Below are 22069 nucleotides of genomic sequence, written 5' to 3' on the forward strand. Positions count from 1 at the left end.
GTCAATGCACAAACAGGGCACAGCAGTCAGTCTTGACCTTTGCTTGACCCGGCGATCCGTTTCAATGCCTCCCCGGCTTCCTCGACGGTGTCGACGAGTGCGATCCGTGACTCCATGGAGCGGCCCCGCGCGAGCGCCTGGAGCAGCGGCCATGCGGGCAGCTTCTCCGTCCAGTGCGCGCGGTCGACGAGGACCATCGGCGTGGGCTCGCCCCGCGACTCGTAGTAGTTCGGCGTCGCGTTGTCGAAGATCTCCTGGACGGTGCCAGCGGCGCCCGGCAGGAAGATCACGCCGGCGTTGGAGCGGGCGAGCAGTCCGTCCTCGCGGGTGGCGTTCGCGAAGTACTTGGCGAGGTGCGAGGCGAACGGGTTGGGCGGCTCGTGGCCGTAGAACCAGGTGGGGATGCCGACCGAGGAGCCGCCGTCCGGCCAGCGGGTGCGCACCTCGAAGGCGGCCCTGGCCCACTCGGTGACCGACGGGGTGAACGACGGTGATTTCGCTACGAGTTGGAGCGCGTCGGCGAGCATCGCGTCGTCGAACGGGGCCGCGTAGGCGCCCAGGTTCGCCGCCTCCATCGCGCCCGGACCGCCACCGGTCGCCACGGTGAGCCCGGCGCGGGCGAGCGTCCGGCCCAGCCGGGCGGCGCCCTCGTACGCGTCCGTGCCGCGCGCCATCGCGTGACCGCCCATGACGCCCACCACCCGGGCCCCGGTGAGGAGTTCGTCGAGCGCGTCGGAGACCGAGTCGTCGTGCACGGCGCGCAGCATCGAGGCGAACACGTCGCCGTCGGCCTTGGTGCGCTGGAACCAGGCGTAGGCGCGGGCGTCCGGAGTCGCCTCGTACCCGCCGTCCGTGTCCAGGCCCTCGAAGAGCTCTCCGGGTGCGTAGACATGACCGCGGTACGGGTCGAAGGGGAGACCGGGGACGGGCGGGAAGACGAGGGCGCCGCGCGCTCTGACGCGCGCGGCGGCCTCCGCTTCCATCGGGCAGCCGAGGAATATGGCGCCCTGGACGTCCGCGTCGAGCAGGACGGCCGTACGGGCCGTCAGGTCGACGGCCTGGACGCGGTGTCCGGTGAGGCCACCGGCGTCCCCGACGACCCGGTCGAACTCGGCGAGCGTCTCGATCTCGCGGTCGGACGTGATGCTGTGCGGGGCGGGTTCCGTGGGTGTCGGCATCCGCCCAGCTTAAGCACCGCCGTCCACCCGGAAGTTGATCCGGAGTCGATCAGCCCTCGACGAACGACGGGTCCATCCACGTGATCTCGAAGGTGTGGCCGTCGATGTCGTCGAAGGCGCGGCCGTACATGAACCCGTGGTCCTGCTTCTCGCCGGTCTCGGTGCCGCCCGCGGCGATCGCCTTCTCCACCAGCTCGTCGACCTTCTCGCGGCTCTCGGCGCTCAGGCACAGCAGCACCTCGCTGCTGGTGGTCGAGTCGATGATGGTCTTGTGGGTGAAGCCCGCGTACTTCTCCTTGGTCATCACCATGAGGACGATGGTGTCGCTGACGACCACGGCGGAGGCCGTCTCGTCGGTGAACTGCTGGTTGATGGTGAAGCCCAGCTCCGTGAAGAACTTCTTGGCGGCGTCCAGGTCGTTCACGGCGAGATTCACGAAGATCATCTGCTGGTACATGGGGTGTCCGTCGCCTTCGGTGAGTTGGTTCGTGCCCTGTGCTGAGTAAGACGGACCACGGCGGCAAAATTCATCGCGGGAGCAGCGGAATCGCCGAAAGTTCCGCCACGGCCCAGGTCAGGGGAACGAACAGGGCGAACAGCGCGCCCGCCCGCAGTGCCACGGCACCGCGCAGCATCGTCGCGGGGGCGCCGAGCCGCAGCAGCGCCGAGTGCGTGTCCTTCCGGGCCTGGCGGGCCTCGACGGACGCCGTGGCCAGGGTGGCGACGGCGCAGCCGACGACCAGCACCGAGCCGAGCGTGGACAGCGGGCCGAGATCGGGGCCCCTGCCCGCGTACAGGGCGACCGCCGCGTACGTGCCGGAGGCGACGGCGCACAGGACGCCGATCGGTGCCCCGATGCGCCGCGCCTCCTCCTGGAGCACGCGCCCGGCCAGCAGCCGCACCGCGCCGGGCCGCACCGCCTGGAGGGCGCGCCCGCAGTGGTACGTGAGGGCGGGCCCGGCGAGGGCGAGGCCGAGCGCGGTCAGCGCCCAGCCGGCCAGCACCCCCGAGGAGGAGCCGCCGAGGCCGCCCGGCATCGGGAAGCCGCGGTCGCCCCGCGCGTGCGAGGCGTACGTCTCCACGGCGAGCCCGGCGGCGAGCAGCGCGATGCCCCAGGGCAGCCCGGTGGGCGCGGGGGAGGGCTCGCGCTGCTCCTCCTCGGCCTCACCGGCCTTCCTGGGCCGCGGGCGCAGCACCACGGCCGAGGCCGCCGACGCCGCCACCGGCACGAAGGTGAGCAGGGTCAGCGCGGCGGCCAGCGGCAGCGGCTTGCTCGCGGCGAGCAGGTCGCGGGCCGCGCCGTCGAACGGCAGCCCCGACAGATCGCCCCGCAGGTGCAGGAAGAACAGCAGCGCCAGCATCGAGCCCAGCGTGCAGGCGATCGCGGTGGAGATCGCCGAGAGCAGCGTGAGGCGGGCCGGGCCGAGGCCGACCGCCGACAGGCCCGAGCGCGGCTTCGTACCGGGGTCGGAGCGGGCCACGGCGACCGCGAAGTACACGGTGGCCGCCAGCGGGATCGCGCACCAGGCGAGCCGGAGCAGGGAGCCGCCGGAGGCGTCGGGGTGACCCATCGCGTAGCCCAGCGTGCACAGCAGCAGGAAACCGGTGCCGCCCGACGCGGCGGCCACCAGGAGTCTGCGCAGCTGGACCAGGGGATGGGCGCCGCGGGCTAGACGGAGACTGAGCACGCGGCCCGGCCCCCCGTCTCCTCGATGTTCTTGGGGTCCTTCGGGTCCTTGGGGTCCTTCGGGCCTGCCGGCAGGTCCACGGTGGTGACCCGGCGCCCGTCGAGCAGCGACACCGTGCGGTCGGCGAGCGCGCTGACCTCGTTGTCGTGCGTGGCCAGGACGACGGTGATGGCGTGCGAGCGGGCCGCCGCCGTCAGCGTGCGCAGGACGTGCGCGCGGTCCGCGCGGTGCAGGGTCGCCGTCGGCTCGTCGGCGAAGACCACGTCGGGGCCGTGCACGAGGGCGCGGGCGATGGCGACGCGCTGGCGCTCGGCCATGGTCAGGGTGTGCGGGCGCTTGCGGGCGAGCTGGCCGACGTCGAGCCGGTCCAGCCACTCGTGGGCGGCCGTCTTGGCGGGCCGGCGTCCCACGCCGCGCAGCATCAGCGGCAGCGCGGTGTTCTCCCAGACGTTCAGCTCGGGGACGAGGACCGGCTCCGGGTCGATCCAGCCGAACCGGTCCCGCCGCAGCCGTTCCCGCACGAGCGGGCCCATGGTGTGCACGGGGGCGCTGTTGAACCACACCTCCCCGCCCCGGTCGGGCAGCAGCTGGCCCGACAGGCACTGCAGGAGCGTCGTCTTCCCGGCACCGCGCGGGCCGGTGACGGCGAGGATCTCGCCTTCGCGGACACCGAGGGAGACCCCGGTGAGCGCGGGCGAGCCGCTGTGGGAGAAGTGCAGGGCGCGGGCCCAGAGCACATCGTTGTCCGGCGGGGCCACCATGGCGTACACCTCGGTTCAGATCAGTTGCCTTCCCCCGTACGAGGGAACGAAGGCGAGGCCGATCGGTCACGAGCACGCTAGGTATCTCATCGGGCCGCAGGGGAAAAGGACGCGGCCCGGCCGCTCCCATCTCACTCGGATGGGGCAGCCGGGCCGTTGCGCCGTTGCTCGGAGGGAGATCAGATCTTCGTCCAGGCCTCCGTGAGGACCTGGCGGATGATCCCCTCGATCTCGTCGAACGTGGACTGGTCCGAGATCAGCGGCGGCGAGAGCTGGATGACCGGGTCACCACGGTCGTCGGCGCGGCAGTACAGGCCGTACTCGAAGAGCTTCTTCGACACGTAGCCGTAGAGGATCCGCTCCGACTCCTCGTCGGTGAAGGACTCCTTGGTGGCCTTGTCCTTCACGAGCTCGATGCCGTAGAAGAAGCCGTTGCCGCGGACGTCGCCGACGATCGGCAGGTCGTTGAGCTTCTGGAGCGTGTTGAGGAAGTTCGCCTCGTTGTCCAGCACGTGCTGGTTGAGGCCCTCGCGCTCGAAGATGTCGAGGTTGGCGAGACCGACGGCCGCGGAGACCGGGTGGCCGCCGAACGTGTAGCCGTGCAGGAACGTGTTGTCGCCCTTGTAGAACGGCTCGGCGATCCGGTCGGAGACGATGGCCGCACCGATCGGGGAGTAGCCGGACGTCATGCCCTTGGCGCAGGTGATGATGTCGGGCACGTAGCCGAACTTGTCACAGGCGAACATCGTGCCGAGGCGGCCGAAGGCGCAGATGACCTCGTCCGAGACGAGCAGCACGTCGTACTGGTCGCAGATCTCGCGCACGCGCTGGAAGTAGCCGGGCGGCGGCGGGAAGCAGCCACCGGCGTTCTGCACCGGCTCCAGGAAGACGGCCGCGACCGTCTCCGGGCCCTCGAACAGGATTTCCTGCTCGATCTGGTCGGCGGCCCAGCGGCCGAAGGCCTCCGGGTCGTCGCCGTGGATCGGGGCGCGGTAGATGTTCGTGTTCGGCACCTTGTGCGCGCCCGGGACGAGCGGCTCGAAGGGGGCCTTGAGGGCCGGCAGACCGGTGATGGACAGGGCGCCCTGCGGGGTGCCGTGGTAGGCGACCGCGCGCGAGATGACCTTGTACTTCGTGTGGTTGCCGGTGAGCTTGTGGTACTGCTTCGCCAGCTTCCACGCGGTCTCGACGGCCTCGCCGCCACCGGTGGTGAAGAAGACCTTGTTGAGGTCGCCCGGAGCGTAGTGGGCCAGGCGCTCGGCCAGCTCCACGGCCTTGGGGTGGGCGTACGACCAGATCGGGAAGAAGGCCAGCTCGGCGGCCTGCTTGGCGGCCACCTCGGCGAGCTCCTGGCGGCCGTGGCCGGCCTGGACCACGAACAGGCCCGCGAGGCCGTCGAGGTACTTCTTGCCCTTGTCGTCGTAGATGTAGGTGCCCTCGCCACGCACGATGGTGGGAACGGGCGCGTTCTCGTACGACGACATGCGGGTGAAGTGCATCCACAGGTGGTCGTACGCGCTCTGGCTGAGGTCCTTGGTGCTCACGCTTATCGGGTTCCCCACATATAGGTCTGCTTCTTGAGCTTGAGGTAGACGAAGCTCTCGGTGGAGCGCACGCCGGGCAGGGCCCGGATGCGTTTGTTGATGACGTCCAGAAGGTGGTCGTCGTCCTCGCAGACGACCTCCACCATCAGGTCGAACGAGCCCGCGGTCATCACGACGTACTCGCACTCCGGCATGGCCGTCAGCGCATCCGCCACGGGATCCAGGTCGCCCTCGACGTTGATCCCGACCATCGCCTGCCGCCGGAATCCCACGGTGAGCGGGTCGGTGACGGCGACGATCTGCATCACGCCCTGGTCGAGCAGCTTCTGCACGCGCTGGCGCACGGCCGCCTCGGACAGGCCCACGGCCTTGCCGATGGCGGCGTACGGACGCCTGCCGTCCTCCTGGAGCTGTTCGATGATCGCGAGGGAGACGGAGTCCAGCGACGGGGCGCCGCTGCCGTTCCTCGAACTGGATCCCTTGGGGTCTGCGCTGCGACTGGCCACGACTTCACTGTGCATGAGGACTCGTCGTTTTCGCAACCCTGGATCGATGAAATTCGTTGTTTACGTCTTCAATACTCACGGATTTCGTAGGTCCGGGGTGGCGGGGGGTGTCGAAAACGTCGGTGAACGGATTAGGGTGGGTGTCTCAAGCCTTGGACAGCTACTCAGGAGGGCCGGCAGTGAGCACCAGTGAGCTGCGTCGTCTGCGGAACTACATCGACGGTGAGTTCCGGGACGCCGCCGACGGACGGACCACCGAGGTGGTCAACCCCGCGACGGGCGAGGCGTACGCGACCGCGCCGCTGTCCGGGCAGGCCGACATCGACGCCGCCATGGCCGCCGCCGATGCCGCCTTCCCGGCCTGGCGCGACCTGACCCCCGGCGAGCGCCAGCGTTACCTCCTCAAGATCGCCGACGCGTTCGAGGAGCGGGCCGAGGAGCTCATCGCGGCCGAGGTCGAGAACACGGGCAAGCCGATCGGACTCACGCGGTCCGAAGAGATCCCGCCCATGGTCGACCAGATCCGCTTCTTCGCGGGCGCCGCGCGCATGCTGGAGGGCCGCTCCGCGGGCGAGTACATGGAGGGGCTGACCTCCATCATCCGCCGCGAGCCGATCGGCGTCTGCGCCCAGGTCGCGCCGTGGAACTACCCGATGATGATGGCCGTGTGGAAGTTCGCCCCGGCCCTCGCCGCGGGCAACACGGTCGTGCTGAAGCCGTCGGACACCACCCCGGCCTCGACCGTCCTGTTCGCTGAGATCATCGGCTCCATCGTCCCCAAGGGCGTCTTCAACGTCGTGTGCGGCGACCGCGACACGGGCCGCCTCATGGTCGAGCACCCGACCCCGGCCATGGCGTCCATCACCGGCTCCGTGCGGGCCGGCATGGCCGTCGCCGAGTCCGCCTCCAAGGACCTCAAGCGGGTCCACCTGGAGCTGGGCGGCAAGGCCCCCGTCGTCGTCTTCGAGGACGCCGACATCGCCAAGGCCGCCGAGGGCATCGCCGAGGCCGGGTACTTCAACGCCGGGCAGGACTGCACCGCCGCCACCCGCGTCCTGGTCCACGCGTCGGTCCACGACGAGTTCGTCACCGCGCTCGCCAAGATCGCCGCCGAGACCAAGACCGGTCAGCCGGACGACGAGGACGTGCTCTACGGCCCGCTGAACAACCCGAACCAGCTCAAGCAGGTCTCCGGGTTCATCGAGCGCCTCCCGGCCCACGCCAAGGTCGAGGCCGGCGGCCACCGGGTCGGCGACAAGGGCTACTTCTACGCCGCGACCGTCGTCTCGGGCCTCAAGCAGGACGACGAGATCATCCAGAACGAGGTCTTCGGCCCGGTCATCACCGTCCAGTCCTTCACGGACGAGGAGCAGGCCGTCTCGTACGCCAACGGCGTGGACTACGCGCTGGCGTCCTCGGTGTGGACCAAGGACCACGGCCGCGCCATGCGGATGTCCAAGGTCCTCGACTTCGGCTGCGTGTGGATCAACACCCACATCCCGCTGGTCGCCGAGATGCCGCACGGCGGCTTCAAGAAGTCCGGCTACGGCAAGGACCTCTCCGGCTACGGCTTCGAGGACTACACCCGCATCAAGCACGTCATGACGTCGCTGGACGCGTGAACCTCACCTACGAGGAAGTCGGCGCGACCCTGACGGACGGTCACCTTCCGTCGGGGTACGCCCACATGGACCGCCGCGTCCGTCTCGGCTCGGGCAGTGAATGCTTCGAGCGGGCGGGCGCGGCGGTTCTTTCGTGGGCGGCGCACCGGGGCGCCGGCTTCACCGTGACGCCGGACGGACCGGCTCAGGAGGGCGTCGATGTCGTCGTCTCGGCGCCGCTCCTGCGGATTCCCTGCCGGGTGGTGCGGGTCGTGCGCTCGGCGGACCGGATCGGGTTCGCGTACGGGACGCTGCGCGGGCATCCGGAGTGCGGCGAGGAGGCGTTCGTCGTCGAGCTCGACGCCGACGGTTCGGTGTGGTTCCGGGTACGGGCGTTCTCGCGGCCCGGGCGGTGGTTCGTGCGGGTCGGGGGACCGGTGGCCCGCGGGGTGCAGTTGTGGGTGACCCGGCGGTATCTGCGGGCTGTCGTGCGGGCTTGCGCCGACGCGCCGTAGGGGGTTCTGTCCAGGGTCGGGTGCGGCTTTCGTCGTGGCTGGTCGCGCAGTTCCCCGCGCCCCTGAGCGTGCGCTTCGCGCCGCTCATCGACAGGGTGTCGGGCGTGGTCCGGTCCGCTCGACGCACCGTCCATTGTCCCCTGGGGTGCCGTGGCGGCATTCTTCGGTCGTGCGAGCCAACATGAGCAGCCCCCGAGTCACCCGTCGATCCCTGCTGCGCGCCCTCGGCGGCGGTGCCACGGCCGCGGCGGTCGCCGGCCTCGCCACCGGGTGCGGGGTGCCCGCCGCCTATGTGGCGCCGGGCGATCGCGGTGCCCACGATCTGTCCGCCGCCGACAAGCGGCTCACCTGGGCGAACTGGCCGCTGTACATCGACGTGGACGACGACGACACCTCGAAGCGGCCGACCCTGGACGCGTTCGAGAAGCAGAGCGGCATCCAGGTCAAGTACACCGAGGAGATCAACGACAACGACGAGTTCTTCGGCAAGATCAGCCCGTCGCTGATGAACCACCAGAAGACTGGCCGGGACCTCATCGTCATCTCCGACTGGATGTGCGCCCGCTTCGTCCGCCTCGGCTGGGTCCAGGAGATGGACCGGGCCCGCCAGCCGCACGTCACCAAGTACCTCGACCCGCTGCTGCGCTCCCCGGCCTTCGACCCCGGCCGCAAGTACACCGTGCCGTGGCAGTCCGGGATCACCGGCATCGCGTACAACAAGCGCCGGCTCGGCCGCGAGATCAAGCACGTCTCGGATCTCTGGGCCGACGACCTGGCCGGCCGGGTCACCCTGCTGTCCGGCCTCGACGAGTCCTTCGCGCTGCTCATGCAGGGCAACGGCGTCGACATCACCCGGTGGAGGGCCGCCGACTTCGACAAGATCTGCGACCAGGTCGAGAAGCTCGTGAAGACCAAGCACATCCGCCGCTTCACCGGCAACGACTACATCAAGGACCTCTCCAGCGGCGACGTCCTCGCCTGCCAGGCCTACAGCGGCGACATCATCCAGCTCCAGGCCGACGACCCGGACATCGAGTTCGTCGTGCCCGAGGAGGGCGCGGAGCTGTGGGCCGAGTCGCTGATGATCCCCAACCTCGCCGACCACAAGGCCAACGCCGAGCGGCTGATCGACTACTACTACCAGCCCGAGGTCGCCGCCGAACTGGCCGCGTGGGTCAACTACGTCTGCCCGGTCCCGGCCGCCCGCGACATCCTCGCCGACGCCGAGGACAAGGAGACGGCGGCGCTCGCCGAGGACCCGCTGATCTTCCCGGACGACGCGATGCGCTCCCGGCTCGCCATCGCCCGCGACATCACGTCCGAGGAGCGCACCGAGTTCGCGAAGCGGTGGAACGCGATCGCGGGGCTGTAGCGCGGCGCGTTCCTCAGGCCGGTTCCGGCTGCGGCTCCGTCTGTTCCGTCGCCTGGGGCTCGCGCCGGCGCGGCAGCGTCGGCTTCGGGTCCCAGGACTGGGTGGTGCGGACGTAGTACACGATCACCGAGACCATCGCGAGCAGCAGCACCGGGCCGAACAGCCACGGGTGGGCGGCCAGTTCGCGCGGCAGGTAGCGGTACGCGGTCAGCAGCGCGGCGAAGACCACGGTGCCGTACGAGACCAGGCTGACCGCCGACAGGTCCCAGCCGCGGGCGAACGCGCGCATCGCCGCCTCGATCGTCAGCGCGAACACCACACCGGCGACGAGGTCCACTCCGTAGTGGTAGCCGAAGCCGAGCGTCGCGCTGAGCGTGGCCACCAGCCAGAACGCGCCCGCGTACCGCATCCAGCGGGCGCCCTTGCGGGTGTGGATGAACAGCGAGGTGGCCCACGCCGTGTGCAGGCTGGGCATGCAGTTGCGCGGGGTGATCTCGTCGAACATCACCGGGTGCGGGGTGCCGATCGCCGGCAGCACGTCGGGCCACACGTGGGAGACGGCCCAGGATCCGCCCTCGGCGCCGTACGCGTAGACCGGGCCGACGACCGGGAAGATCATGTAGATCGCGGGGCCGATGAGGCCGATGACCAGGAACGTACGCACGAGGTGGTGGGCCGGGAAACGGCGGTCCGTCGCCACGTTGCGCAACTGGTAGAGGCCCACGAGGGCGGCGGCGAGCGGGAGTTGGCCGTAGACCACGTTGAGGAGATGGCTGCCGAACGGGCCGATCGCCTCCAGGGCGCGGCCCGCCACCCAGGACGGGTTGCCGAGCGCGTGGTCGGCGAGGGCCACGTACGGGTCCAGGACCTGCGGATGTTCCTTCGCCGTGATGAGCAGCCAGGTGTCACCCGTCTTGTGGCCGAAGACCAGGAGCATCCCGAGGCCACAGCCCTTGAGCAGCAGGGCCCGGTCCTTGCCCGTGCGGCGGGCGACCGCGAGGACCGCGAGGCCGAGGATCACCCACAGCGCGCCGTTGCCGAAGTTCAGGTCCGCGCCGACCACCAGGCGCACGAGGAAGAAGACGACGTCGATGCCGACCGCCGCGGCCGCCGCGAACATCCGCTGCCGCCAGGTGAGCACCACCATCGCCAGCGCCAGACCGGCGTAGAGCAGCGGGCCCGAGTGCGGGGCGAAGACCAGCTCCTGCGCCTCTACGGTCAGCGGACCCGGCTGCCCGTAACGGCGGGCCGCGACCTCCAGCGCGATGAGGAACCCGGCGGTCGCCACTCCGGCCGCGGCCCACAGGACGAAGCGCGGGCGGCGCCACAGCGGGCCGGGGTGGTCGGACGGGGCTATTCGAGAGGGTGTGGTCGTCAATGGTCCGGCTCATCGGGTGCGGGCGGCGGGCATGAGTTCTTGGTGAAGAACAAGTGACGCGGGTGGTCGTGACAGCTGGAACATGCTAGCTCCACAGGGTTCGCCCTGACAGGGGCAGTTCGGAACCGGACCGGGCAGCTCAGCGCGGTGTGCGCCGGGTCACACGGTGCGCGCCGGGGTGATCGGCACCGGGCAATAGGCTGAGATCGCGTTCGCTCGCACACAGGAATGGCGTAGATCACAGGAACTCCGCTGGGGCGGCGGAGAGGTGATCGGTGTGAGGGACTCAGAGAACGAACTGCGCAGACGCGTACGGGCCGGGGAACGCGACGCGTTCGCCGAGCTGTACGAGCAGTGCGCCCGGCCCGTCTACCAGCACGCCCTGCGGCTGACCGGCGACTGGTCGACGGCCGAAGACATCATGTCGGAGACGTTCCTGACCGCCTGGCGGGGACGGGAACGGCTGCACACCGAGGGAGGCTCCCTGCGCCCCTGGCTGCTGGGGATCGCCACGCACAAGGCGGAGAACGCCCGCCGCGGCCGGCGCCGCCGCATCGCCTTCCTGGCCCGCCGGCGCGAGCCCGAGGTGGTCGCGGACTTCGCCCCCGAGATCGCCGCACGCCTCGACGACGCCCGCCGTCTCGACGCCGTCCAGGACTCCCTCGACCGGCTGCGGCGCCCCGAGCGCGAGGTGCTGACCCTGTGCGTCTGGTCGGGCCTCGACTACCAGCAGACCGCCGAGGCGCTCGGCATCCCCGTCGGCACCGTGCGCTCGCGGCTGTCGCGGGCCCGCGCGAAACTCGCCCGGTTCGCCGACGAGGCACAGCGCGCGGAGAAGCCGCGGAAAGGACCGGAACTCCGCGCCGCCCGCGGAGAGATGACGGGTGAAGCCGCACTCGCGGCCCTGCCCGTGAGGGAGGAGACGGCATGAACGACAAGCACGTGGACCACAGGCGCGGCGACGCCGCGTCGGCCGACCACGACATCGCCGCCATCGCCCGGCTGCTGCCGGCCCCGGCGGCCCACGACCTCTCGCGCGAGCAGCACCTCCGGCACAAGGAACGACTGATGCAGCGCATCGACCAGGACCAGGTCACCGCCCGCCCCCGCCCCGCCCGCCGCCTGCTGCGCCCCGCCCTGCTGGTGCCGGTGTCGGCGCTCGCCCTCGGCGCCGTCCTCACCGCGGGCATCGTCGTCGCGGGCGGGGACGACGCGCCCGCCACCACGGCGAGCACGCGCCAGGCCGCCCCGTCCGCGACCGTGCTCCTGGACCGGATCTCGCTCGCCGCGAGCAAGGGCGACTCCCTCCAGGTACGCGACGACCAGTTCGTCTACCTCCGGTCGAAGTCCACCGGCGCCGACCTGACCAGCGGCAAGGCGGTCGTCGGCCCGCTCCGGGAGACCGAGTCGTGGATCGCGCAGAAGCCGGGCCCGCTCCACACGCTCGGCATGACGAAGACCGACGGCGAGACGTCCGCCATCAACGCCGAACTGGGCGACACCGACGGCACGCCCGCCGGTCTCGGTCGCCCCACCTACAACTGGCTGGCGTCGCTGCCCACCGACCCGGACAAGCTGCTCACGTATCTGTACGCCAAGACGCCCGAGTTCGAGGGCGTGGAGCGTGACCAGGCGGTCTTCGACCAGATCGGCTCCCTCGTCGGCACGGTCATGCCGCCCGACACGGCCGCCGCGCTCTACCGGGCGGCGGCCAGGATCCCCGGCGTCAGCAAGGCCCCCGGCGCCCACGACGCCATCGGCCGGACCGGCGTCGGCATCTCCCGCGACGACAAGACCTTCGGCACCCGTACCGAATGGGTCTTCGACCGGAAGGACCTGAACTTCCTCGGCTCGCGCAGCTACCTGGTCAAGGACACCAAGTACGGCAAGGCCGGAACGCTCATGTCCAGCGACGCCGTGATCGCGCAGGCCGTGGTCGACAAGGCGGGCCGGTCGCCGGAGAGGGCGCGGCAGAGCTGACGCGGCCCGGATCGCCGGGAGGACGCACCCTACGTCGCCCCGGCGATCCGCGTGGGCGTTTGGACAGCACGGATCTCGTCTGGCAACGTCGCCCGTCCGACCCGATGACACCGGAAGGCGGTGCGGAAGATGACCGAGGTGAGCACGCGCAGCGTCCGGGACGCCGCTGTCGCCACGCGCCTGCGCAGGACGACCACGCTCGACGTGCCGGAGGACTTCGAGACCTGGTCCGTCGAGGACCTGGCGGACTGGCTCCACGACACGGAGGACGATCCGCAGGTGTCCGACGAGGACTTCTACCAGGCACGCAAGGCCGTGCAGATGCTGGGCGTCGAGGACGTCTGACGGGTGGTCACGCCCGGCGGGCGAGACGTCAGCCGGAACCGCGCAGCCCGGTCAGGACCTCGATGCGGTTCGTCGTGATGGAGTCGACGCCGATGTCCAGGAGCTTGCGCATCGACCTCGTCGTGTCCGGGGTCCAGACCGAGATCAGCCGGCCGTCGCGGTGGATGCGGGCCGCCAGGTCGCGGTTGATCAGGGAGAAGCGGTAGTTGAGCCAGTGCGGGCGGACCGCGGCGAGCAGGCCCGGACGGGGCGGGGCCAGCGTCGTCCAGGTCAGGGCGATCTCGGCGGCCGGGTCGGCGGCCCGGACCTTGAGCATCGTCTCGGCGCCCGCGCAGTAGTAGACGCGGTCCGCGGCGCCGGCGTCGCGGATGGTGCCCACGATCGTGCGCACCGCCCTCGCCGAGGCGCCCGGCAGGTCGATCATCAGCCGGGCGCCGGTGTCCGCCGTCGCGGCCAGCGCCTCCGTCAGGGTGGGCACCCCGCCCGCCGTCACCTCGCGCACCTCCGCGGCGGAGAGCGCGGACAGCGGGCGGTCGTGGTCCCAGAGCCGCTTCAGCGTCGCGTCGTGGAGGAGGACGGGTACGCCGTCGCGGGTCAGGCGTACGTCGATCTCCACGGCGTCCGCGCCCCGGTCCAGCGCGGAGCGCAGGGACGGGAGGGTGTTCTCGCGGACGCGGTAGGGGTCGCCTCGGTGGGCCACGGCAGTCACGGTGCGCATGGGCCCATTCTGGCGTCCCGGACGGTCCTCCTACGCGCCCGTGAGCCAGCCGCGCGTGTACGCGTCGATCTCGTCGGCGATCCGGGCCTTGCCCGCCGGGTCGAGGAAGGAGGCGCGCACCGCGTTCTTCGCGAGGTCGGCGACGCCCCGCTCGTCGAGGCCGAGGAGGCGGGCGGCGACCTCGTACTCGTGGTTGAGGTCCGTGGCGAACATCGGCGGGTCGTCCGAGTTGACGGTGACGGTGACGCCCGCGTCGACGAACTGCTTCAGCGGGTGCTCGTCGAGGGTGCGCACGGCGCGCGTCGCGATGTTCGAGGTCGGGCAGACCTCCAGCGGGATGCCGTGCTCGGCGAGGTGCGCGAGCAGCTTCGGGTCCCGCGCGGCGGACGTGCCGTGGCCGATGCGCTCGGCGCGCAGGTCGGTCAGCGCGTCCCAGACCGACTCCGGGCCCGTCGTCTCGCCGGAGTGCGGGACCGAGTGCAGTCCCGCCGCGATCGCCCGGTCGAAGTACGGCTTGAACTGCGGGCGCGGGACGCCGATCTCGGGCCCGCCGAGACCGAAGGAGACCAGGCCCTCCGGACGCAGCCGGTCGTCCGTGGCGAGGCGCGCCGTCTCCTCGGCCGATTCCAGACCGGCCTCGCCGGGGATGTCGAAGCACCAGCGCAGGACCGTGCCGAACTCCGCCTCGGCCGCCTTGCGGGCGTCCTCGATCGCGTCCATGAACGCGCGGGCGTCGATGCCGCGCCGGGTCGACGAGAACGGGGTGATGGTCAGCTCCGCGTACCGCACGTTCTGCCGGGCCATGTCGCGGGCCACCTCGAACGTGAGCAGCCGGACGTCCTCGGGCGTGCGGATCAGGTCGACGACCGACAGATAGACCTGGATGAAGTGGGCGAAGTCCTTGAAGGTGAAGAACTCCGTGAGCCGCTCGATGTCCGTCGGGACCTTCGAGTCGGGGTGCCGGGCGGCCAGCTCCGACACGATCCTGGGGGAGGCCGACCCCACGTGGTGGACGTGGAGTTCTGCCTTCGGCAGTCCGGCGACGAAGGACTGCAGGTTCTTGCTCTCGGAGCTCACGGATTCCTCCCCAGGAACTTGGGTGATCGGCTGATCGGGGTCCTGGGCATCGTATGCGGACGCCCCGGCGGCGACGGCCGGGCGGGGGCCTGCCGCGGGCCCCGGGCGCCCCACGCCCTAGCATGGCGGGCGTAGGAGCAGCAGCTGACGAGGGGGCCCGCACATGAACGGCGGCAGCACACCGCAGGACCGCGACCCGTGGGCCCCGCCGCAGGACGTGTCCCTCTCCAAGCCCGGTGACGGGACGGCGGACACCTCGCCGGACCTGCACGACCGGCAGACCGTGACGGCGATGCCGCTCACCCCGGGACCGCAGGCACCGCCCGCACCGCAGGCGCCCCCCGTGCCGCCCGCCGCGAGCCCGTACGCACCCCCGCCCGCACCGCAGCAGCACAGCCCGGTGCCGCCGCCCCCGGTCGCGCCCGAAGGCCCCGGCCGGCAGCAGTACGCCCACCCCGGTGCGCAGTACGGCTACCCCGGCCCCCAGTACGGCTACCCGGCGCCGCAGCCCCCCGCTCCTTACGGCGGCGCGCAGCAGTACGGGTACTGGCCGGGCGCGATGCCCGCGCAGCCCAGCAACGGGCTCGGGGTCGCCGCGATGGTCCTCGGGATCATCTCGGACGTGCTGTTCCTGATGTGGCCCGTCGCCATCATCTGCGGGCTCCTCGGCATCGTCTTCGGGATCCTGGGCCGCGGCAAGGCGAGGCGCGGCGAGGCCACCAACCCGGGCCAGGCGCTCACCGGCATCATCTGCGGCTCGGTCGGAGCGGCTCTGGCCGTCGGCTTCATCGTGCTGATCGTCGCGACCTTCTAGGCGGCCGGGGGCTCAGCCCCGCAGCCGCTCCCGCGCCGCCATCAGCGCGAAGCCCAGCAGATTCGGCCCCCGCCATCTCGCCGGGTCGAGGGCCCCTGGGTCGTCCGCCGCGAGCCCGATGCCCCACACCCGGTCCACGGGGCTGGCCTCGACCAGGACCCGCTCCCCGGTGCCCAGCAGGAACGCCCGCAGCGCCGGGTCCGAGGCGAACTTGTGCACGCTGCCCTCGGTGACGATGCCGAACCGCTCGTGCCGCCATACCGCGTCGTCGAACCCGCGCACCAGGCGCCCCGCCTTCTTGGCCTGCGACGGATGGCCGGCCTCCAGCGCCATCCGCTCCGCGTCGGCGTCACCGAACAGCCGGGCCTTCGCCGCCATCATCCAGTGCTCGGCCGTCGCGTACTCCACCCCGGCCACCGTGAACGGCGACGGCCACCACTGACTGAGACAGCTCGGTCCCAGCTCGCCGTCCGCCCGCGCGGCGTGTCCCCAGAAGGGGAGGTACTTCACACGGGCCCCCGCCCCCAGGGCCGCCACCAGCGATTCCCTGCTGTCGATCTCCATACACGGGAGTTTGGCACGCACCACTGACACTCCGTCCTGGGTTTTCCAGGCTGACTCGACACCTGGTCGACAGATTCCGTCGCGTAACCAAAAGGCAACAACGGAATCACTTGTTGGAGTAGTAGGGCTCTGTCAGGATCGTCACTCAAATCGAGCTGGAGCCACGCCGGTGCCCGCGGGACGGGACGACCGGCGGTGGAGAGCGAGAGCGAGCACTCATGCACAACCCCACCTCGGCCAACCCCCTCTCGGCCACGTCCGTCACCGCCTCCGTGCAAGAACGGTTCGCCGACGGCGCCAACCACATCGCGGGCCGCCTGATCAAGGGCACTTCCGGCCACACCCACGCGGTCGTCGACCCGGCCACCGGCGCGGAGGTCTACACGTACGAGCTGGCGGGCCCGGACGACGTGGACGCCGCCGTCGCCGCCGCCCGCGCGGCCTTCCCCGGCTGGTCGGGACTGACCCCGGGCGAGCGGTCCGACGCGATGCACAAGTTCGCGGCCGTGCTCGACGAGTGGGCCGAGGAGTTCGCCCGGTTCGAGTCGTTGCAGTGCGGCAAGCCGATCAAGCTGAGCCGCGAGTTCGACGTGCCGGGCACCGTCGACAACACCGCCTTCTTCGCGGGCGCCGCCCGCCACCTCCAGGGGCAGTCCGCGGGCGAGTACAGCGGCGACCACACCTCGTACGTACGGCGTGAGCCGATCGGTGTCGTCGGCTCCATCGCGCCCTGGAACTACCCGCTCCAGATGGCCGCGTGGAAGGTCCTCCCCGCCATCGCCGCGGGCAACACCATCGTGCTGAAGCCCGCCGAGCTGACGCCCTTCACCTCGCTGCTGTTCGCCGAGGCCGCCGTCGCCGCCGGGCTGCCGGAGGGTGTCGTCAACGTCGTCACCGGCGCGGGCCGGGACGCGGGCGAGCACCTGGTCGGCCACCCCGACGTCGCCATGACCTCCTTCACCGGCTCGACCGGCGTCGGCAAGCGCGTCGCCGAGATCGCCACCGCGACCGTCAAGCGGCTCCACCTGGAGCTGGGCGGCAAGGCCCCGTTCCTCGTCTTCGACGACGCCGACCTCGACGCGGCCGCCCACGGCGCCGTCGCCGGAGCGCTCATCAACACCGGGCAGGACTGCACCGCCGCCACGCGCGCGTACGTGCAGCGCCCGCTCTACGACGCGTTCGTCGAGAAGACCGCCGCCCTCATGGAGACCGTCCGGCTCGGCGACCCCTTCGCCGAGGACACCGACCTCGGGCCGCTCATCTCGCACACCCACCGCGACCGCGTCGCCGGGTTCGTCGAGCGGGCACGCGCCTACGCGCGCGTGGTGACCGGCGGCGAGGCACCGGACCACCCCGGCGCCTACTACAAGCCGACCCTGATCGCCGACGCCCCGCAGGACAGCGAGATCGTCCAGTCGGAGATCTTCGGCCCGGTCCTGGTCGTGCTGCCCTTCGACAGCGACGACGAGGGCATCGCGCTGGCCAACGACACCCCGTACGGGCTCGCCGCCTCCGCCTGGTCGACCAACGTCTTCCGGGCCAACCGCGCCACCCGCGAGATCAAGGCCGGCTGCGTCTGGGTCAACGACCACATCCCGATCCTCAGCGAGATGCCCCACGGCGGCTACAAGGCATCCGGCTTCGGCAAGGACATGTCCGCCTACTCCTTCGAGGAGTACACGCAGGTCAAGCACGTCATGTTCGACAACACCGCGGTGGTCCGCAAGGACTGGCACCGCACCGTCTTCGGGGACCGATAGCCACCTGGCCGCCTGACTCACGGCCGACTCCACCTTCCCGCAAGGGACTCCCGAAAGGGCAATCACGCGCATGGAGCAGTACGAGCCCGACCGCCCGTCCCCGGCCCAACTGGCCGCGATGAGGCGCAGTTTCCACCACGGCAGGGCCGCGATGTCGCGTCGCTCCCTGCTGCGTGCCTCGGCGGGCGGCGCGTTCGCCGTCGGCGGGCTCGGCGCGCTCAGCGCCTGCGGCATCCCCGCAGCCGGCAAGTCCTCGGGCGGCGTCTCGTCCGAGGACCACTCGGCCAAGGAGAAGACGGTCAACTTCTCCAACTGGACCGAGTACATCGACCTCAGTGACGACAAGAAGCACCACCCCAGCCTGGACGCGTTCGCCAAGCGCACCGGCATCAAGGTCAAGTACACCGAGGACATCAACGACAACGTCGAGTTCTTCGGGAAGATCAAGCCGCAGCTCGCGGCGGGCCAGGACACCGGACGCGACATCATCGTCCTCACCGACTGGCTCGCCGCCCGCCTGATCCGCTACGGCTGGGTGCAGAAGCTCGACGCGGCGAACCTGCCGCACGCCTTCACCAACCTGGCGGGCCAGTTCCGCGACCCCGACTGGGACCCCGGGCGCGCCTACTCCTACCCCTGGCAGGGCATCGCCACCGTCATCGCGTACAACGTGAAGGCCACCGGCGGCAAGGAGATCACCTCCGTCTCGCAGCTCCTCGACGACCCCAAGCTCAAGGGCAAGGTCGGGCTGCTCTCCGAGATGCGCGACACCCTCGGCATGACGCTCCTGGACATGGACAAGGACCCGCGCGCCTTCAAGACGGACGACTTCGACGCGGCGATCGCCCGCCTCCAGAAGGCCGTCGACAACAAGCAGGTCCGCCGCTTCACCGGCAACGACTACATCGCCGACCTCAACCAGGGCGACCTCGCGGCCTGTCTCGCCTGGGCCGGAGACGTCGTCCAGCTCCAGGCCGACAACCCCGACGTGCGGTTCGCGATACCCGACGCCGGCTACATCACGTCGACCGACAACATGCTGATCCCCAACAAGGCGCGTCACAAGACGAACGCCGAGAAGCTCATGGACTACTTCTACGAGCCCGCGGTCGGCGCCGAACTCGCCAACGCGATCAACTACGTCACCCCGCTGGAGAGCACCGTCGTCAAGGCGGAGCTGGCCAAGCTGGACAAGGACGCGGCCGCCGACCCGCTGATCGTCCCCGACAAGGCCATGTCGGCCAAGGCGCACGGCTTCCGGTCGCTCAGCGCCAAGGAAGAGACGTCGTACGAGCAGAAGTTCGCCCAGCTCACCGGCGGCTGAACCGGTGCCCGCTGCCCACCCCCTTCCTCCGGACTCCTTGGACTCACCATGACGACGCATCCTCAGAGCGACCACGGCGGCGACGTACGTCTCACCGGCATCAGCAAGACGTACGACAACGGCTTCACGGCCGTCCGGCCACTCGACCTCACCGTCCCGCAGGGCTCCTTCTTCGCGCTCCTCGGCGCCTCCGGCTGCGGCAAGACCACCACGCTGCGCATGATCGCCGGCCTGGAGGAGCCGACCACCGGCACCGTGATGCTCGGCGACCAGGACGTCACCGGCCTGCCGCCCTACAAGCGGCCCGTGAACACCGTCTTCCAGTCGTACGCGCTCTTCCCGCACCTCGACATCTTCGAGAACGTCGCCTTCGGCCTGCGCCGGCGCGGCATCAAGTCGGTGAAGAAGCAGGTCGAGGACATGCTCGACCTGGTGCAGCTCGGCGAGCACAAGCGCAAGAAGCCGCACCAGCTCTCCGGCGGCCAGCAGCAGCGCGTCGCCGTCGCCCGCGCCCTCATCAACCACCCCAAGGTGCTGCTGCTCGACGAGCCGCTCGGCGCCCTCGACCTCAAGCTGCGCCGCCAGATGCAGCTGGAGCTCAAGCGCATCCAGACCGAGGTCGGCATCACCTTCATCCACGTCACGCACGACCAGGAGGAGGCCATGACCATGGCCGACACCGTCGCCGTGATGAACCAGGGCCGCGTCGAACAGCTCGGCGCCCCCACCGACCTGTACGAGAACCCGGGCTCCACGTTCGTCGCCAACTTCCTCGGCACCTCGAACTTCATCGAGGCCGAGATCGCGGGCCGGGCCGGCGACGACCTCACCCTGCGGGCCGGCGAAGGCAAGCTCGTGCTGCCCAGCGCCCGATGTTCCGCCGCGTCCACCGCCACCGGCGAGAAGGTCCTGCTCGGGGTACGCCCCGAGAAGATCTCCCTCACCCACGCCGACGACGCCTCCGAGATCCCCGACGGCCGCAACCGCATCACCGGCCGGATCGCGGACTCGTCGTTCATCGGCGTCTCCACGCAGTACGTCGTCGACAGCCCGCTCTGCGACGCGTTCGAGGTCTACGCCCAGAACATCGAGCGGGACGCCCGGCTCGCACCCGGCGCCGAGGTCGTCCTGCACTGGAACCCCGCGCACACGTTCGGCCTCGACGCCGACCAGGACGCGGCGGCGGGCGTGGAGAAGGTCTCGGAGGACGCGAACGCATGAGCACGACTCTCACCGAGGCGCCCGAGACGCCGTCCGAGGCGCCGGCTCCCCGCAAGCAGAAGCGGCGCGGCCGTCTCGTCCCGTACTGGCTGCTGCTGCCCGGCATGCTCTGGCTGATCGTCTTCTTCGCGCTGCCGATGATCTACCAGGCCTCCACCTCCGTACAGCAGGGGTCCCTGGAGGACGGCTACACCGTCACCTGGCACTTCGCCACGTACTGGGACGCGCTGTCCGAGTACTGGCCGCAGTTCCTGCGGTCCGTGCTGTACGCGGGCCTCGCCACCATCCTCTGCCTGCTGCTCGGCTACCCGCTGGCCTACCTGATCGCCTTCCGCGCGGGCCGCTGGCGCAACGTGATCATGGTGCTGGTGATCGCGCCGTTCTTCACCAGCTTCCTGATCCGCACGCTCGCCTGGAAGACGATCCTCGCGGACAACGGCGTCGTCGTGAGCACCCTCAACTCGCTGCACCTGCTCGACGTCACCAGCTGGCTCGGCATGACCGACGGCGACCGGGTCCTCGCGACCCCGCTCGCGGTGGTCTGCGGACTCACCTACAACTTCCTGCCGTTCATGGTCCTGCCGCTCTACACCTCGCTGGAGCGGATCGACGGCCGGCTGCACGAGGCGGCGGGCGACCTGTACGCCTCGCCGATCACCACGTTCCGCAAGGTGACCTTCCCGCTGTCGATGCCGGGCGTCGTCTCCGGCACGCTGCTCACCTTCATCCCGGCGACCGGTGACTACGTCAACGCGGACCTGCTCGGCTCCACCGACACCCGCATGGTCGGCAACGTCATCCAGACCCAGTTCCTGCGCATCCTCGACTATCCGACGGCGGCGGCGCTCTCCTTCATCCTCATGGCGGCCATTCTCTTCATGGTCACCTTCTACATTCGCCGTTCCGGAACGGAGGACCTGGTCTGATGCCCTTCGTACGCTGGATACGCCGTAATCTCGTGGTGCTCGCGGGCCTTGTCACGCTCGCCTATCTCCTCCTGCCGAACCTCGTCGTCACGGTCTTCTCCTTCAACAAGCCGAAGGGCCGCTTCAATTACGAGTGGCAGGAATTCTCGGTCGACGCCTGGAAGAATCCCTGCGGCGTCGCCGACATGTGCGGCTCGCTCTCGCTGAGCCTCCAGATCGCCTTCTGGGCCACGCTCGGCGCGACCGCGCTCGGCACGATGATCGCCTTCGCCCTGGTCCGCTACCGCTTCCGGGCGCGCGGCGCGGTGAACTCGCTGATCTTCCTGCCGATGGCGATGCCCGAGGTCGTGATGGCCGCCTCGCTGCTCACGCTCTTCCTCAACATGGGCGCTCAGCTGGGCTTCTGGACGATCCTCATCGCCCACATCATGTTCTGCCTCAGCTTCGTGGTGACGGCCGTCAAGGCCCGTGTGATGTCGATGGACCCGCGCCTCGAACAGGCCGCGCAGGACCTCTACGCCGGTCCCGTGCAGACGTTCCTGCGCGTGACGCTGCCCATCGCCGCACCCGGGATCGCGGCGGGCGCCCTGCTCGCCTTCGCGCTCTCCTTCGACGATTTCATCATCACGAATTTCAACGCGGGCTCGACCGTCACCTTCCCCATGTTCGTATGGGGATCGGCGCAGCGCGGTACGCCCGTTCAGATCAATGTCATCGGTACGGCCATGTTCCTGATCGCCGTACTGTGTGTGCTTGCCGGAATGATGGTCGGCAGGCGAAAGAACAAGAGTTCCTGA

General features: G+C 70.4%; 22 protein-coding genes. 12 read left to right on the forward strand and 10 right to left on the reverse strand.

The window, feature by feature from the left end; translation table 11 throughout:
* Positions 1–26: 26 nt before the first annotated feature.
* From K377_RS32935 to K377_RS32960, 6 genes are all read right to left on the reverse strand, one after another.
* Positions 27–1178: an LOG family protein gene (locus K377_RS32935; protein WP_111667270.1), complete on the reverse strand. Its 1152-nt coding sequence runs from the start codon at positions 1176–1178 to the stop codon at positions 27–29.
* 49 nt (positions 1179–1227) lie between these two features.
* Positions 1228–1635, reverse strand: coding sequence for a VOC family protein (locus K377_RS32940; protein ID WP_111667271.1), 408 nt, complete (start codon positions 1633–1635; stop codon positions 1228–1230).
* Positions 1636–1705: 70 nt separating this feature from the next.
* Positions 1706–2866 (reverse strand): hypothetical protein, encoded by a 1161-nt coding sequence (locus K377_RS32945; RefSeq protein WP_111667272.1) that lies wholly within the window; start codon positions 2864–2866, stop codon positions 1706–1708.
* Positions 2848–3627, reverse strand: coding sequence for an ABC transporter ATP-binding protein (locus K377_RS32950; RefSeq protein ID WP_111667273.1), 780 nt, complete (start codon positions 3625–3627; stop codon positions 2848–2850). The genes K377_RS32945 and K377_RS32950 overlap by 19 nt, the downstream gene beginning before the upstream one ends.
* Positions 3628–3806: 179 nt before the next feature.
* Positions 3807–5189 (reverse strand): aspartate aminotransferase family protein, encoded by a 1383-nt coding sequence (locus tag K377_RS32955; protein ID WP_111667274.1) that lies wholly within the window; start codon positions 5187–5189, stop codon positions 3807–3809.
* Complete coding sequence (locus K377_RS32960) at positions 5174–5692, reverse strand: Lrp/AsnC family transcriptional regulator (protein WP_111667275.1); 519 nt, start codon at positions 5690–5692, stop codon at positions 5174–5176. Before K377_RS32960 ends, K377_RS32955 begins: the two co-directional genes overlap by 16 nt.
* A 164-nt stretch (positions 5693–5856) precedes the next feature.
* On the opposite strand from K377_RS32960, the gene K377_RS32965 reads away from it, so the two are divergent.
* The 3 genes from K377_RS32965 to K377_RS32975 all read left to right on the forward strand — a co-directional run bounded on the left by K377_RS32965 (position 5857) and on the right by K377_RS32975 (position 9165).
* Entirely contained in the window at positions 5857–7299 is a 1443-nt protein-coding gene (locus K377_RS32965; protein WP_111667276.1) for a gamma-aminobutyraldehyde dehydrogenase, read from the forward strand.
* Positions 7296–7793, forward strand: coding sequence for a DUF1990 family protein (locus K377_RS32970; RefSeq protein WP_111667277.1), 498 nt, complete (start codon positions 7296–7298; stop codon positions 7791–7793). The genes K377_RS32965 and K377_RS32970 overlap by 4 nt, the downstream gene beginning before the upstream one ends.
* Before the next feature lie 181 nt (positions 7794–7974).
* Positions 7975–9165, forward strand: a complete 1191-nt coding sequence (locus tag K377_RS32975; protein ID WP_111667278.1) for a spermidine/putrescine ABC transporter substrate-binding protein — start codon at positions 7975–7977, stop codon at positions 9163–9165.
* Between the two features lie 13 nt (positions 9166–9178).
* Here K377_RS32975 and K377_RS32980 read toward each other — a convergent pair whose 3' ends face one another.
* Positions 9179–10495: a phosphatase PAP2 family protein gene (locus tag K377_RS32980; RefSeq protein WP_202455543.1), complete on the reverse strand. Its 1317-nt coding sequence runs from the start codon at positions 10493–10495 to the stop codon at positions 9179–9181.
* Between the two features lie 346 nt (positions 10496–10841).
* On the opposite strand from K377_RS32980, the gene K377_RS32985 reads away from it, so the two are divergent.
* The 3 genes from K377_RS32985 to K377_RS32995 all read left to right on the forward strand — a co-directional run bounded on the left by K377_RS32985 (position 10842) and on the right by K377_RS32995 (position 12868).
* Complete coding sequence (locus K377_RS32985) at positions 10842–11474, forward strand: RNA polymerase sigma factor (RefSeq protein WP_111667398.1); 633 nt, start codon at positions 10842–10844, stop codon at positions 11472–11474.
* Positions 11471–12523, forward strand: a complete 1053-nt coding sequence (locus K377_RS32990; RefSeq protein WP_181512702.1) for a CU044_5270 family protein — start codon at positions 11471–11473, stop codon at positions 12521–12523. The genes K377_RS32985 and K377_RS32990 overlap by 4 nt, the downstream gene beginning before the upstream one ends.
* A gap of 129 nt (positions 12524–12652) precedes the next feature.
* On the forward strand, positions 12653–12868 hold the full coding sequence (locus tag K377_RS32995) for a hypothetical protein (RefSeq protein ID WP_146614800.1): 216 nt from the start codon (positions 12653–12655) through the stop codon (positions 12866–12868).
* 28 nt (positions 12869–12896) lie between these two features.
* On the opposite strand, the gene K377_RS33000 is transcribed toward K377_RS32995, so the two are convergent.
* Positions 12897–13586 (reverse strand): glycerophosphodiester phosphodiesterase, encoded by a 690-nt coding sequence (locus K377_RS33000; RefSeq protein ID WP_111667281.1) that lies wholly within the window; start codon positions 13584–13586, stop codon positions 12897–12899.
* 30 nt (positions 13587–13616) lie between these two features.
* On the reverse strand, positions 13617–14690 hold the full coding sequence (locus tag K377_RS33005) for an adenosine deaminase (protein WP_258395215.1): 1074 nt from the start codon (positions 14688–14690) through the stop codon (positions 13617–13619).
* A gap of 136 nt (positions 14691–14826) precedes the next feature.
* Between K377_RS33005 and K377_RS33010 the strand changes: the two genes are divergently transcribed.
* Positions 14827–15477 carry a DUF4190 domain-containing protein gene (locus K377_RS33010; protein ID WP_237551748.1) on the forward strand — a complete coding sequence of 217 codons (651 nt, stop codon included), beginning with the start codon at positions 14827–14829 and terminating at the stop codon, positions 15475–15477.
* A 12-nt stretch (positions 15478–15489) separates the two neighbouring features.
* Here K377_RS33010 and K377_RS33015 read toward each other — a convergent pair whose 3' ends face one another.
* Entirely contained in the window at positions 15490–16041 is a 552-nt protein-coding gene (locus K377_RS33015; RefSeq protein WP_111667283.1) for an NADAR family protein, read from the reverse strand.
* 218 nt (positions 16042–16259) lie between these two features.
* On the opposite strand from K377_RS33015, the gene K377_RS33020 reads away from it, so the two are divergent.
* The 5 genes from K377_RS33020 (at position 16260) to K377_RS33040 (ending at position 22069) form a co-directional block, all read left to right on the forward strand.
* Positions 16260–17801, forward strand: a complete 1542-nt coding sequence (locus K377_RS33020; protein ID WP_111667284.1) for a gamma-aminobutyraldehyde dehydrogenase — start codon at positions 16260–16262, stop codon at positions 17799–17801.
* A 70-nt stretch (positions 17802–17871) separates the two neighbouring features.
* Complete coding sequence (locus K377_RS33025; protein ID WP_111667285.1) at positions 17872–19125, forward strand: spermidine/putrescine ABC transporter substrate-binding protein; 1254 nt, start codon at positions 17872–17874, stop codon at positions 19123–19125.
* A gap of 48 nt (positions 19126–19173) precedes the next feature.
* On the forward strand, positions 19174–20346 hold the full coding sequence (locus K377_RS33030; protein WP_111667286.1) for an ABC transporter ATP-binding protein: 1173 nt from the start codon (positions 19174–19176) through the stop codon (positions 20344–20346).
* Entirely contained in the window at positions 20343–21272 is a 930-nt protein-coding gene (locus K377_RS33035; protein WP_111667287.1) for an ABC transporter permease, read from the forward strand. Before K377_RS33030 ends, K377_RS33035 begins: the two co-directional genes overlap by 4 nt.
* Positions 21272–22069, forward strand: coding sequence for an ABC transporter permease (locus K377_RS33040; protein WP_111667288.1), 798 nt, complete (start codon positions 21272–21274; stop codon positions 22067–22069). The genes K377_RS33035 and K377_RS33040 overlap by 1 nt, the downstream gene beginning before the upstream one ends.

This window comes from Streptomyces sp. PsTaAH-137, assembly GCF_003259365.1.
GTDB lineage: Bacteria > Actinomycetota > Actinomycetes > Streptomycetales > Streptomycetaceae > Streptomyces.

What these genes read in the sequence shown, in the direction of transcription:
- K377_RS32935 (WP_111667270.1), bottom strand. Translation starts at nt 1,178, where the DNA reads ATGCCGACACCCACGGAACCCGCCCCGCACAGCATCACGTCCGACCGC.
- K377_RS32940 (WP_111667271.1), bottom strand. Translation starts at nt 1,635, where the DNA reads ATGTACCAGCAGATGATCTTCGTGAATCTCGCCGTGAACGACCTGGAC.
- K377_RS32950 (WP_111667273.1), bottom strand. Translation starts at nt 3,627, where the DNA reads ATGGTGGCCCCGCCGGACAACGATGTGCTCTGGGCCCGCGCCCTGCAC.
- K377_RS32960 (WP_111667275.1), bottom strand. Translation starts at nt 5,692, where the DNA reads ATGCACAGTGAAGTCGTGGCCAGTCGCAGCGCAGACCCCAAGGGATCC.
- K377_RS32975 (WP_111667278.1), top strand. Translation starts at nt 7,975, where the DNA reads ATGAGCAGCCCCCGAGTCACCCGTCGATCCCTGCTGCGCGCCCTCGGC.
- K377_RS32990 (WP_181512702.1), top strand. Translation starts at nt 11,471, where the DNA reads ATGAACGACAAGCACGTGGACCACAGGCGCGGCGACGCCGCGTCGGCC.
- K377_RS32995 (WP_146614800.1), top strand. Translation starts at nt 12,653, where the DNA reads ATGACCGAGGTGAGCACGCGCAGCGTCCGGGACGCCGCTGTCGCCACG.
- K377_RS33000 (WP_111667281.1), bottom strand. Translation starts at nt 13,586, where the DNA reads ATGCGCACCGTGACTGCCGTGGCCCACCGAGGCGACCCCTACCGCGTC.
- K377_RS33010 (WP_237551748.1), top strand. Translation starts at nt 14,827, where the DNA reads ATGAACGGCGGCAGCACACCGCAGGACCGCGACCCGTGGGCCCCGCCG.
- K377_RS33015 (WP_111667283.1), bottom strand. Translation starts at nt 16,041, where the DNA reads ATGGAGATCGACAGCAGGGAATCGCTGGTGGCGGCCCTGGGGGCGGGG.
- K377_RS33020 (WP_111667284.1), top strand. Translation starts at nt 16,260, where the DNA reads ATGCACAACCCCACCTCGGCCAACCCCCTCTCGGCCACGTCCGTCACC.
- K377_RS33025 (WP_111667285.1), top strand. Translation starts at nt 17,872, where the DNA reads ATGGAGCAGTACGAGCCCGACCGCCCGTCCCCGGCCCAACTGGCCGCG.
- K377_RS33030 (WP_111667286.1), top strand. Translation starts at nt 19,174, where the DNA reads ATGACGACGCATCCTCAGAGCGACCACGGCGGCGACGTACGTCTCACC.
- K377_RS33035 (WP_111667287.1), top strand. Translation starts at nt 20,343, where the DNA reads ATGAGCACGACTCTCACCGAGGCGCCCGAGACGCCGTCCGAGGCGCCG.
- K377_RS33040 (WP_111667288.1), top strand. Translation starts at nt 21,272, where the DNA reads ATGCCCTTCGTACGCTGGATACGCCGTAATCTCGTGGTGCTCGCGGGC.